The sequence below is a fragment of the Deinococcus proteolyticus MRP genome, assembly GCF_000190555.1.
In the GTDB taxonomy this organism is placed as follows: Bacteria; Deinococcota; Deinococci; order Deinococcales; family Deinococcaceae; genus Deinococcus; species Deinococcus proteolyticus.
Genome location: NC_015170.1, coordinates 1 through 12472, shown reverse-complemented (window position 1 = coordinate 12472; position 12472 = coordinate 1). Strand labels below are relative to the sequence as shown.

The window sequence follows — 12472 nt, the reverse complement described above, 5'->3', positions numbered from 1 at the left end:
CGGCAAAGGTGCCCGTTCTCAGAAGTTGCGGCGGCCCTAGCCCAACGCCACATCCAGAATCATCATGCCCACGAAGCCGCCCAGAGCGGCCTGGGTTGCCAGGTCGGTATGGCCCGAGCGCTGAGATTCGGGAATCAGTTCCTCGATGACCACGAAAATCATGGCGCCGGCAGCGAAGCTCAGGGCATAGGGCAAGATAGGCAGGGCATTCACCACGAACAGTGCCCCCAGGTAACCGCCTAGCGGCTCCACCAGCGCCGAGGCCTGCCCGAACATGAACGCCCGCCAGCGCGACAGCCCAGCGGCATAGAGCGGCAGCGCCACCGCCAGTCCTTCGGGCAGGTTCTGAAAGCCGATGCCCAGCGCCAGGGCCACCGCGCTGCCCACACTGGCCCCCTCTACGCCCTCGCCAGCCCCGCCGAAGCTGACGCCCACCGCCATGCCCTCGGGCAGGTTATGGATGGTCATGGCGGCCAGCAGCAACGCCCCCTGCGACCAGCGCACCGGCACGCCCTCGGCCTGGTCACGGGCGAAGCCAGGGTGCAGGTGCGGCAGCACCTTGTCCAGCCCACCCACGAACGCGGCGCCCAGCAGCAGGCCTGCGGCCGCCGGAATCCAGGGCACCATGCCCTGGGTCTCGGCCATTTCCAGCGCCGGGCTCAGCAGCGACCAGAAGCTGGCCGCCAGCATCACCCCGGCGGCCAGGCCCTGCGCCGCGCTGAGCAGCCGGGGACTGACCGTGCGGGTAAACAGCACCAGCGAGGCGCCCAGCGCCGTGAGTGACCAGGTGAAGATGGTGGCCGCCAGGGCCTGCTGTGGGGGAGTCAGAGTCTCAAGCAGGGGCAGCAGGCTTTGCACCGTCCCATCCTGGCATATTCTGTTCGGCTGTCCCAATTCCGGACGGGCCGCGCCGTGGCATGGCTGCGGTCATGGCAGTCCCGCCCGATAAACGTTAGATTAAGATCTATGGCCTCTGCGGCTTCTCCTGCTCCACACCACCTCTGTACCAGCCTCAACCGGTTGACCGAATTTCAGCGGCCGGGCGACCTGCTGGCATTCGCGCTGGAAACCGTGTGCGCGGCGCTGCAATGCCAGGCTGGTGCAGCGTTTCTGGGTGAAGACAGCCAGCCGGCTGCCCATTGGGGAGAGGCCGACCCGAACGGCACGCTTGCCACGCACGCCCTCAAGGCCCGCGCCCACGCTACGGCGCAGGGGCAGCCCCGGCAGGAGGCAGGCTGGGCCGCGTTCCTACTGCCCGCGCTCCCATTGCTGGACGGTACACAGGCTCTGCCCCTAGGTGTCTTGGTCCTGCAGCGGCCGTGGGACAACGCAGCGGAAGATACGGCAGGGGAAGCAGCACAGCAGAGCTTTACCCTGCCGCCTGACCTCCAGGCATTCGTGAATATGGCAGCCCTGGCGCTGGACCGGCTGAACCAGCAAGCAGAGGCGGCGCAGTGGCAAAGGCAGGCCGGGCGGGCCCGGCAGCTGCTGAAGTTCAGTCCGGTCGCCATCGCGGCCGGGTCGCTCAGCGGGGAGCTGACCCAGGTGAACGACGCCTACTTGAACCTGCTGGGCTGCACGCGGGCCGAGTTCGAGGCAGGCCGGGTCGACTGGGCCGCCCTGACCCCGCCCGAATACCGGCAGGCCGACGCCGAAGCGTTTGCGCGGGCCTTCGAAGAGGGGCAATCCGGGTGGTACGAAAAGGAGATGCTCAGCGCCGGGGGCGAGCGCATTCCGCTGAAGGTTGCCCTCTTCCGGCACGACGACGACGAAACTCTGGTGGTGGGCTACCTGCGCGACCTGCGCGAGCAACGAGCGCTGGAGCAGGCTCAGGCCAGTATCACTGCCGAGCTGAATGCCCTGCTGCAGCAGCAGGGGCTGACGCTGGCGCAGCTGGCCGCACAATTGCAGCGCCAGAACGGCGAGCTGGAAGCCCGCACCCGCGTGCTCGAAGGCATGGCGCAGCTGGTGCAGGACCACAGTCTGGACACCGACCCCTACGACCTGATTCAACGCGCCCAGATGTTCGCACAGGAACTGCTGCCCCACGGCTACGCGGTCTACTACGAACCTGAAGGCGGGCTGTGGCGGCTGAAATCCCAAGTGGGATGTGTGGGCAACGACGCGCTGCAGCGGGTGCTGGATGGCGGTATCCCCTTCGAAGACACCCACAACCTGATTACGCCCTGGCGCAGCGGCCAGCCCTATTTCCAGGACGCTTATAACCATGCGGCCGACGGCCTGCAGACCGTGACCGGACAGCTCATGGCCACTGCCACTATTCCGGTGCTCACCCACGGGCAGCCCCGCGGCATCTTTGCCTTTGGGCTCAACGTGCCGCAGTCCTGGACCGAAACCGAAAAGGTGATTCTTGAAAGCCTGGCGGCTCAGCTGGGCCTGGGGCTGGAACGTCTGGAACATACCCGGCTGCTGGTGGAACGTTCCCGCGAGCTGGAAAGTACCAACAATGCCCTGGCGGCGCGTACCCGTGCGCTGGAAGGCTTTGCCGAGCTGTCGCGGGACCTGACACTGGAACACGACCCCCTTCAGCTGATTGGCCGCGCGCAGGACCTGCTGGTGTCGCTGCTGCCCGGCAGTTTGAGCACCTACTACGAACTGGACATACCAGCTGCAGGTGGGCGCTGGCAGCTGCTGTCGCACCGTGGGGAGTCCCCCGACCCTGAGCTGCTGAATTCTTTGCTCCGTGGCCTGCCTTACGGCCGAACCACCATTATCGACCGGCCTTACAGCACCGAGCAGCCCTTTTATCAGGACGTGTACGACCCGGCGACCAACGCCACGGTGGACCGCCGCCAGACCGGGTTGCTGCGGACCTCGGGGTCGTTTCCGGTGCATACCGCAGGTACAGTACGCGGCGTGCTGGTGGTGGGCCGCTTTCAGTCTGCGCCCTGGACCCCTGCCAACCGTACCCTGCTCGAAACGGTGCTGTTCAGCTTGCAGCTGGCCCTGGAGCGTGCCGAACAGACGCAGGCCCTACAGCGCCATGCCCAGGAACTGGAAAACAGCAACGCTGAGCTGGAACGCTTCGCCTTTATTGCCAGCCACGACCTGCAAGAACCGCTGCGGACGGTTGCCATCCTGACCGAACGGCTGTTGGGCAGCCTGCAGAGTCCCAGTGAAGCCCAGCTGCGGTACAGCAGCTACATCCGCGAGAACATCCAGCGCATGCAGAGCCTGCTGCAAGACCTGCGCGACTTCACCGAGCTGGGCCGCCGGCTGCAAGAACCCCGCGAGGTGGACCTGAGCCGCAAGGTGGACTATGCCCTGAGGAGCCTGGAACCACAGGTGCAGCGTAGCGGCGCGCAGGTTACCGTGGGCACTTTGCCGCCGGTGCAGGGTGACCCCGTGCAGGTTCAGGAACTGCTGACCCGGCTGCTGGATAACGCTCTCAAGTTTGCGGCCGAGGGTCACCCACCCGAAATACAAGTGAGTGCGCAGCAACAAGGCGGCTGGGTGCAGGTCTGCGTCCAGGACCACGGCATCGGTATCGCCCCAGAGCATTTCGAGCAGATTTTTACCGTGTTTCAGCGGCTGCATGGGCGCGAGCGCTACAGCGGCAACGGTATCGGCCTGTCGGTGGCCCGCCGCATCGCCGAGCTGCACGGTGGGCGCCTGTGGGTGGAGTCGCAGCCTGGTGAGGGCAGCACCTTCTGCTTCACCCTGCCGGCGGCCGACGGAGTGCCGCTGCGTACAGCCGGGTCAGCTGCTCCGCCTGACGGGTCAGCAGTTCGGCCGTCCGCGCCCGACTCTCGGTAAGGGAAAGCGGCCGGTCGGCCAGCGCGAAGGCCGCGGTCAGGCCCGGCAAAGCGTCCAGCGTAGCGCTGTCCACCTGCCCGGCCAGCGCCACCACCGGGAAGCCGCGCGCGCCTGCCAAGGCGGCTACCTCGGACACCACCTTGCCGCCGGCGCTCTGCGGGTCCAGGCAGCCCTCGCCGGTCCAGACAAGGTCCCAGCGCTCCTGCCCTAGGCGGCGGGTCAGGCCACTGGCGGCCGCGACCAAGGCTGCACCGGGACGCAGGCGGGCGCCCAGCACGGCATGGAGGCCCCCGGCTGTGCCTCCGGCCGCACCGGCACCAGGCAGGTGATGGAGCGCCACGCCCAGCTGCCGCTGCACGACATCGGCAAAGCGGGTCAGCGCCCGGTCAAGTTCGGCCACCACCGGCGGCGCCGCGCCCTTTTGCGGCCCGAACACCACCGAGGCCCCCTGAGGGCCCACCAGAGGATGGGTCACGTCACAGGCCACCTCGATGTTTAGCCCCCGCACCCAGTCCGGCAGGCCCGACAGGTCAATGCTCTCCAGCCGGGCGAGGGCCGCGCCGCCTTCAGGCAATGGATCGCCGTGAGCGTCCAGAAACCGCACTCCCAGTGCCCGCAGCAAGCCCGTGCCGGCGTCGTTGGCCGCGCTGCCCCCCAGGCACAGCAGCACCTGCCCGCCCAGCGGCAGTTCGGCAGCCGCTGCCCGCAGCAGCTCTCCGGTGCCGCGGGTGCTGGCGCGGCGCGGGTCCAGCTCGGCGTCATGCAGCAGCGTCAGGCCGGACGCCACCGCCAGTTCCACCACCGCCGAGTTGGCGCGGACCGCGTAGTGCCCTGTCAGCGGCCGCCCCAGCGGATCCGTCACCGTCATCGTCCGCCGCCCGAAGCCCCCGGCAGCGGTCAGCGCATCCAGCGTGCCCTCACCGCCGTCGGCCATCGGCAGACAGCAGATCTCGGCGTCCGGCGCAGCAGCACCGACCCCGGCCGCAATAGCCGCTGCTGCCGCTGAAGCGTCCAAGCTGCCCTTAAAGGAATCGGGAGCTACCAGCACCCGCAGCCCGCGCGTGTCCTCCGGACCAGGTTGCATAGGCGAACTATACGGAAATGGGGGAGGGCAGCGGTGGCGGACCGGAGCCGTAAACTTGCTGCCTACCGCCTGCTGCGCAAGCTGAGTCCCCCCGTGGTTCAAACGACCGGCCTGTGCTGCAGGCCAAAGCCAACTTGAGCACCTGCTGCCAGGCCCTGTTCATCTCAAGGCTGGCGTATGTACGAGGTCAGAAGGAGGTAGGAGGAGGAACGGTTTGGCCCTCAAACGGCCGTGAAGGGGCCTCCGAAGGTTCTAAGGCCAGGGGAGGAGGAGAGAGGCGCCGATCAGCCTCTAAGGGCCCTCTGAAGCCCTGCAACGAACTCCTGCATCTCCAAGCGGGCCGCAGCCCGCGTCGCTTCCTGTAGCAGCTCGGCCGCAGCCCACTGCCCATCCAGGCAGGCCTGTCCGAAATGCTTCCACTCCTCAGACGAGAAATGGCTGCCCAGCACGAGTTTGAGAGAGGCGCGGCAGGCCCGCCACTGTTCGGCGGGCGGGGCCTGGAGCAGAGCTTGACTGCGCGCCACCTGTTCCGCTTCCCAGTCAGGGTCTACGGTCGCCGGAGCCCCGCGGCTGCCACTTGAGCTGCCTGCCGTGTCGGTCAGCTCGGCTGCATCTGGCCCGGCGCCGCCGAGCACATAGCGTTCTTGATCTTCCAGCACCCGTCGCAGCAGCCCAGCAGGACTGCGGACCGGCGGATTTCCAGCCCGGCGCCGGGCTTCTACAAACTGAATGGCCTTTTCCACCCGGCCCGGATATTCGGCGGCGAACTGCTGCGCCACCGGCAGGCTCAGGCCAAAATCGGCGTCCATCAGTAGGGCCACCAGAGCCGGATCCGGGTCGCCCTGCTGACGGAAATGGTAAGTCAGCCGGGTTTTCTGACCGCGTCCGGCGATTTCCACACCGGTCAGGTAACCCTGGGCGGTCAGCTCATCATGGGCCGCTTGTAAACTGCGCAGCACCTTGCTAGGCCGGGTGTCCTGAATGCCGCAGGCCTCGCGCCAGTCACTCAGGTCTACGGCCAGCTCCTCGGCCTGAGTACCGTCGTCCTGTTGACGGTGAGCAGACAGCAGCCGGTACAGCGCCCGCGCCGGAGGCTGCTCAATCTGCCGCAGCAGGGCACGGTCCAGCTGATGGATGTACCCACTGCGCAGGCTCTCCGCAAATTCCGGAGTCAACACGATCCGCAGAGTCTTGTCCCGCGACAGCGTGGTCTGCTCCATGTCGCCCGTCCGGACCCCCTGCTCCCAGAAACTGATTTTCTCAAAAAACCCCAGGGTTTCGTTGTAGTAGGTGGTGCGGCCATTTCCACCAGGCTGCTCGAAGCCTTCGCGGACCAGGAAGCCGGTTCGCCAGTAGCGCAGCAAGCTTTCGCGGATACGTTCGTAGGTGCGGCCATTGTCGGGCATGTGGGCTGACTGCGCCAGCTCGTAGCCGCTGGTGATGATGGTGTTGTCCTCAGGAAAGCCGCGTAGAGCAAAGATGGCTTCCAGGCCGGTGATGACATCTGTGTCGATGCCCCGGGGCCGGCCCAGGTCAGCGAACCCCTGCAAATGGTAACGCCGCCCGGCAATGCTGAAGCTGCTTTCCCAGCGCAGCGCCTCCTCCTGCGCCAGGCGCACCTGGATGCTGGTAATCCCGAAGCGAGCCAAGGACCGGGTGTCCCGGATGGTATCAAGTCCCCTGATTGTGTTGTGTCCCATATCGTCTCCGCTTCTGCCCTGCCCTTGTTGTTGTTTTTTCTTTTTTAAAAGATATAAAAAAACAACAACAAGAGGCAGGGCTGTTTGCGTGCTGGACGGCATTCTGGCACCAAAACGGCCCAAAGGTGTCGGGAATGGAGGCCAAAACGGCCCAAAGGTGTCGGGAAAGAAATGGTCAAACGGCCCAAAGGTGTCGGGAATGGAAGCCAAAACGGCCCTCTGAGGTGTTCCGTAGGAAAAACCTTGTCCGGCACGGCATAAACCCCCATTCCTCCAAAAACGGCCCAAAGGTGTCGGTATCAAAACGGCCCAAAGGTATCGGTATCGAAACGCCAAACGGCCCAAAGGTGTCGGTATCGGACATTGGGCAAAAAAATGTGTATAGGACGAAGAAAAGGCTGGGTATGGAAAGTTCCACAAAAAAACGGCCCAAAGGTGTCGGTATTGCTTGCAGCGTTCTTTGGACCTTTTCCGGTCCGAAAACGGCCCAAAGGTGTCGGTATTAGCGGCAGAATTTGAGTCAACTGGACGAAGATTTTCGGCGCCTACTGGATCCAAAAAAGTACACTCTTACAAGCCATTCTTTTTTCTGCTTGAGCCGGTTAGCCTGAACCCATGACCTCCCTCACCTGGCGCAGCGTCCTCTATGTGCCTGCCGATAACCTCAGAGCCCTGGAGAAGGCCCAGACCTTGGGGGCCGACGCCGTTCTTCTGGACCTTGAAGATGCTGTGGCCCCTGAACGCAAGCGGGACGCCCGTGGGCAGGCCGCTGCTGCCCTAGCGCAGGCCTGGCCCTGCCCAGTGCTTCTCCGTGTGAATGCTCCCGGTACACCGTGGCACCATGAGGACCTTGAATTGGCTCTGGCCGCCCGTCCTGACGGCGTGGTGCTGCCCAAAGTAGAGGACCCGCAGCAGCTGCATCCCCTTCCCGGCGAATGGCCACTGTGGGCCATGATCGAAACCCCATTAGGTGTGCTGCGCGCCCCTGAAATTGCCGCGCATGGCCGGGCGGCAGGCCTGATTGCCGGCACCAACGACCTGGCCCGCGCCCTGCGGACCCGCCCTGACCCCGAGCGCCGGCCGCTGCTGCACGCCCTGAGCAGCGTGGTGCTGGCGGCCCGTGCCCACGGCAAAGTGCCGCTGGACGCTGTCTACAACAATGTGCGTGACCCGGAAGGCTTCCGCCGGGAATGCCGTCAGGGCCGTGACCTGGGCTTTGCAGGCAAAACCGTGATTCATCCTTTGCAGGTAGAACCTGCCAACCAGGAATTCGGAGTGACCGACGCCGAGGCCGAGCAAGCCCGCGCCCTGCTGGCCGCCTGGGAGGAAGCCCGCGCCCAGGGCCGCTCGGTCGCCACGTTCAGCGGCGCCCTGGTCGAGCAAATGCATGTGGATGAAGCGCGGGAGGTGTTGGCTCTTTACACGCGGTCAGCAGGTTAAGCAGGGGCAAGCAGAGCCGAAGAAAGGGCAGGAGCAAGCCGTTCTTTGCCCCTGCCCTCTCACACTACATTTAGGATTGTCCGAACAGCTGAGGTAGGGTGGTCAGGATGGTTCGGACGCTTAGCACGGCCATGGCCAGCACCACCAGCCAGCCGGTCCAGGTCATCCAGGCCGGGTGGCGGTAGTCGCCCACCAGGTCACGCCGCCCAGCGGCGACCAACATGGTGCCCAGAGCGATGGGCAGAATTAGCGCGTTGAGTGCGCCCACCGCCAGCAGAATGGCCACCGGCTTGCCGATGGCAGCCAGAACAGCTGTCGAGAGCACGATAAAGGCCACGGTAATCCAGGTATGGTGGCGCTCAATCGCCGGGTGCAGCGAGCGGATAAACGACACGCTGGTGTAGGCCGAGCCCACTACCGAGGTGATGGCCGCCGCCCACATGACCACGCCGAACAGGCGGTAACCCACGTCGCCCGCTGCAATTTGAAAGACTGAAGCCGGTGGATTATCCGGGTCCAAGTGGGCGCCGCTGCTCACCACACCTAGCGCCGCCAGAAACAGCAGAATGCGCATCAGCGAGGCGATCAGGATGGCGGAGGTGGCTCCCCGGTTCACGCTGGGCAGCGCCTCCACACCCTTGATGCCGGCGTCCAGCAGGCGATGGCCCCCGGCGAAGGTGATGTAGCCGCCCACCGTGCCGCCCACCAGCGTGATGATGGCGAACAGGTCGAACTTGATCGGAGCCACCGTGCGCAGGGCCGCCTCGGCGTAGGGCGGGTGCGAAGTGAACATCACGTAGAGGGTCAGCAGGATCATCACGCCGCCCAGCAGCTGGGCCAGCCGGTCCATCGCCTGCCCCGCTTCCTTGAACAGAAAGATGCCAATGGCGAACAGGGCGCTGAGGATGGCGCCCGTCGTGGCGTCCAGTCCGGTCATGACATTCAGGCCCAGCCCGGCGCCGCCCACGTTGCCGATGTTAAAGGCCAGACCCCCGATCACGATCAGGGCCGCCAGCAGCGAGCCCAGACCCGGCATGACGAGGTTGGCAGTGTCCTGGGTGCGCCGCCCGGTCACGGCGATGATGCGCCAGATGTTGGTCTGCACGATCAGGTCAATGATGATGGAGATCAGGATGACGAATCCGAAACTGGCGAGCAGCTGCTCGGTAAATACCGACGTCTGGGTCAGGAAGCCTGGGCCGATGGCGGAGGTCGCCATCAGGAAGGCGGCGCCCAGCAGGACGCTCCAGTTCTGTTCTTTGGGCCTTTGGGTGGTCATGGTGCTCTCCTGGCAGATGAAAGAAGAAGGACGAACTGCTCTGAACTCTCAGAGATTGGAGTGAGGCATATTTTGGGCCGAAGCAAAAGTTTTGCTGTCAGAAGATACCATCTGCTACGAAGCGCACCTCGCGGCCTGGCAGGCTCTGCACCAGGCGGGGCAGGTCGTCTGGATGAACGCGGCCCCCACGCCGGTAGCCGCCCAGGGTGCCCTTGTCGTTCAGCAGGATGATGGGTTGTCCGCCCGGCGGCAGCTGCACCGTGCCCACCGGCGACCCTTCCGAGGTGATTTCGCCGCCCGGCACGGTAGGGCCGTCCAGACGTGCGCCCATGCGGTCGAGGTCGCGGATTCGGTAGACTTGGCCCAGCAGTGCAGATTCGGTGGCTTCCCCCGCAGCAGCTGGCAGCAGGCGGAGTTGCAAAGGTTCCTGCGCTGCTTCCATGCGGCGTACCCACCAGGGGAGGAACTGCCGCTTACACCGCAGGGGAGCAGCGGGCTGTGCGCTGCCCAGCAGCTGCCCGCGCCGCAGGGGCCGGCCCAAGCCGCCCTTGAGGTCGGTGCTGGCGCTGCCCATAAAGGTGCCCGTTTCCAGGCCACCTTGCAGGGCCAGGTAAGTGACCCGCCCGCGCCCGCTGGGCCGGAAGCTGACCCGCTGCCCTGGCTGGACCGTGAAGGCGCTGTAGGGGGGCTGCGGCTGCCCGTTCACCAGTGCCGTCAGACCCAGGCCGGTGACGGCCAGCGAGCACGCGCGCAGCGCTTCCAGCTCGGGGCCGCGCAGGTGCAGTTCCAGCAATGGAGCGTCTGGCCGGTTGCCCAGCAGGTCGTTCGCCAGGGCAGCGGCCTCGGGGTCCAGCGGTCCTGAGCGCACCAGCCCGAAGCGCCCGGCGCGGAAGCGGCCCCGGTCCATCACCAGGCTCAGGGCACCTGGCTGCCCGACTTGGAGCGCGGGCCACTGCGGGTGTTCTGGCAGCAGGTCCAGCGGCTGAACCGGCGGCAGGAGGGGAGCCCCCGCCGGCTGCGCTACGAAGCGTACCCGGTCCCCCGGCTGCACCAGGAATGGCGGTTCGCGGTGCGGGTCGTAGGCAGCCTGGAGTGTACGGCCCAGCAGGTTCCACCCCCCCGGCGCCTCGACCGGGTAGATGCCGGTCTGGGCGCCCGCGACTGCCAGCGAGTGCGCCGGCACCTTTGCCCGTGGGGCGGCGCGGCGCGGCAATTGCAGCTCGGGCGGCGTGGTCTCCATGAAGGGAAATCCCGCCACGAAGCCCAGCGCCCGCACCTGATAGGTCTGCTCACTGTGCCGCTGCGCGACCTGCTCGGTGCTCAGGCCACTGAACTCGGCCGCCGCCGCCAGGTCCTCGCCGTCATAACAGACGGGAATATCTACCAGGCGCCCGGCGTCCGCGCTGCTGCTGGGGGTCCAGCCGGCCAGCCAGCTGGTCAGGGTCTCCAGAGGCAGCGCCCGCTCGTCGAATTCCACGTACAGCGACCCGTAGGCGGGGACCGCGTCCAGCAGGCCCGGCAGTCCGCTGCTCAGCAGGGCTGCGGCCAGGGCGGGCAACCTCTCCGGCTCAGTGTTCCGCCAGTAATGCGCGTGCACTGGGAGCGCCTCCCATCGCCCTGAGAGTGACACTTTCCTCGGCCAGCCGGGCGCGAACGGCACGGGCAATCTCGGTGGCCTGCGGGTTGTCGCCGTGAATACACAGCGTGTCCACCTGCAACTCCAGCAGCTGGCCTTCCAGACTGGTCACGCGCCCACGGGCCATCTCGGCGGCGCGCCGGGCGGCCTCCTGCGGGTCATGGATGGAGCTTCCCGGCAGCGAGCGCGGGGCCAGCTGTCCGGTGGCGATGTAAGCCCGCTCGGGAAAAGCCTCGCGCCACACGGTCAGTTGCTGTTCCCGTGCCTGCTGCGTCAGGGCTTCGCCTGCCGGACCGGCCAGGGTGACCAAGCCCGCCTCCGGCACCAGTTCGCGCACCGCTCGGCAGAACGCGGCGCCGGCCTGCGGGTCCTCATGAATGCGCATGTAGAGTGCCCCGTGGGCCTTGACGTGCTGTAGAGGCGCGCCGGCCAGCCTGAGAAAAGCCTGGAGCGCGCCGATCTGGTAGATGGTGGCCGCGTAGATTTCGTCCGGGCTGAGGCTCATGGCGCGCCGCCCAAAGCCTTGCAGGTCCGGGTAGCCTGGATGGGCCCCGATGCCCAGCCCGTGCTGCACGGCCAGCGCCACGGACTCGCGCAGGGTCAGGGGGTCGCCGGCGTGGAAACCCAGGGCCAGATTCACGCTGGTCAGTTCGGGAAACAGTGCCGCGTCGTTACCGGCTGTCCAATTGCCGAAAGATTCGCCGGCATCGGCGTTCAGGTCAGTGTGCATGGTGAAGCCCTCCTCGGAGTGGGTTTGGAAGGGCGTCATGATAGCAGGCGGGACCGTCCGCGCTGGCTCTGGCTAGAGCTCTGTCTACAGGTGTGGCCGAGGGCCTCCCAGCGGCCATGCCCGCAGGACCCGCAAGGTGGCCGGGCCGGCGGGCCGTCCCCCGCCTTGCACCCTGGTTCCATCCTGAGGGAGGACCTCACCCTGGACATGAAAGGTGCCTGCCAGCGGCCCCTGGGCCCGGGCAAAGCCGCCTGGGGCAGGCCAGCCTGGGCCGCACCACTCCAGCCGGTAGACCCGTTGCTCAGCGTCCTGGGCCAGGAGTGTCTGGCCGTAGTGCAGGGTCCGCACGGTGCCCTCGAAGGGGCCGGCAGCTGCGCGCAGAGCCACAGTCGCCCCCCCGGCTCCTCTGCGGTGCACAGGTCCCTGCGGCGCCAGCGGCCGCAGCCCGTGCACCAGCAGCTGGTTGGGCGCGGCGGCCACCAGTTGCCCCCACAGCTCCACCCGCCCCTGCGTGCAGGCGGGACGCAGGGGTCCCAGCAGCTCGGCTTCGCCCGTGACCGAGCGCAGCACCCGGCCCAGGTGTTCCAGCTGGCCCAGGACACGCACGGCGGCGTCAGGCGGCAGCAGATGAAGTTGTCCGAGACTGACAGGTTGGTACATGGAAGAACCTCGGCAGGGGAGCTGCGAAAAAGGCGCACACAAAGGACTCCGTCCCTGACCGAACAGAGGAGAGACGGAGAGGAGAACGGGTGCAGTGGGGGGAACCTCATCTCTGGGAGGAACTGCACCTGCCCCGAACTGTGACATGACGCTGTCGCGAGAATGT

The 12472-nt window shown here is 66.5% G+C and carries 9 protein-coding genes; 2 read left to right on the top strand and 7 right to left on the bottom strand.

The window, feature by feature from the left end; all coding sequences use genetic code 11:
* Positions 1–36: 36 nt before the first annotated feature.
* Positions 37–858, bottom strand: coding sequence for a ZIP family metal transporter (locus DEIPR_RS12760; RefSeq protein ID WP_013623148.1), 822 nt, complete (start codon positions 856–858; stop codon positions 37–39).
* A gap of 162 nt (positions 859–1020) precedes the next feature.
* Here DEIPR_RS12760 and DEIPR_RS12755 point away from each other — a divergent pair, with 162 nt between their 5' ends.
* A complete protein-coding gene (locus tag DEIPR_RS12755; protein ID WP_049775321.1) occupies positions 1021–3777 on the top strand; it encodes a PAS domain-containing sensor histidine kinase in 2757 nt (918 codons plus the stop codon).
* Here the strand turns inward: DEIPR_RS12755 and DEIPR_RS12750 are convergent.
* Positions 3677–4861 (bottom strand): glycerate kinase family protein, encoded by a 1185-nt coding sequence (locus tag DEIPR_RS12750; RefSeq protein WP_013623146.1) that lies wholly within the window; start codon positions 4859–4861, stop codon positions 3677–3679. The genes DEIPR_RS12755 and DEIPR_RS12750 overlap by 101 nt on opposite strands.
* A 284-nt stretch (positions 4862–5145) precedes the next feature.
* Entirely contained in the window at positions 5146–6561 is a 1416-nt protein-coding gene (locus tag DEIPR_RS12745; RefSeq protein WP_013623145.1) for a replication initiator protein A, read from the bottom strand.
* Between the two features lie 615 nt (positions 6562–7176).
* Here DEIPR_RS12745 and DEIPR_RS12740 point away from each other — a divergent pair.
* Positions 7177–8001: an HpcH/HpaI aldolase/citrate lyase family protein gene (locus tag DEIPR_RS12740; protein WP_013623144.1), complete on the top strand. Its 825-nt coding sequence runs from the start codon at positions 7177–7179 to the stop codon at positions 7999–8001.
* Positions 8002–8071: 70 nt separating this feature from the next.
* Here DEIPR_RS12740 and DEIPR_RS12735 read toward each other — a convergent pair whose 3' ends face one another.
* The 4 genes from DEIPR_RS12735 to DEIPR_RS14050 all read right to left on the bottom strand — a co-directional run bounded on the left by DEIPR_RS12735 (position 8072) and on the right by DEIPR_RS14050 (position 12306).
* The gene (locus DEIPR_RS12735; RefSeq protein WP_013623143.1) at positions 8072–9280 is read right to left on the bottom strand and encodes an NRAMP family divalent metal transporter; all 1209 of its coding nucleotides are present in this window, start codon (positions 9278–9280) and stop codon (positions 8072–8074) included.
* Positions 9281–9377: 97 nt separating this feature from the next.
* Positions 9378–10838 carry a 5-oxoprolinase subunit PxpB gene (gene pxpB, locus DEIPR_RS12730; RefSeq protein WP_245532771.1) on the bottom strand — a complete coding sequence of 487 codons (1461 nt, stop codon included), beginning with the start codon at positions 10836–10838 and terminating at the stop codon, positions 9378–9380.
* A gap of 10 nt (positions 10839–10848) precedes the next feature.
* Entirely contained in the window at positions 10849–11646 is a 798-nt protein-coding gene (locus tag DEIPR_RS12725) for a LamB/YcsF family protein (RefSeq protein ID WP_013623141.1), read from the bottom strand.
* Between the two features lie 84 nt (positions 11647–11730).
* Complete coding sequence (locus DEIPR_RS14050; RefSeq protein WP_041223121.1) at positions 11731–12306, bottom strand: hypothetical protein; 576 nt, start codon at positions 12304–12306, stop codon at positions 11731–11733.
* Positions 12307–12472 lie beyond the last annotated feature (166 nt).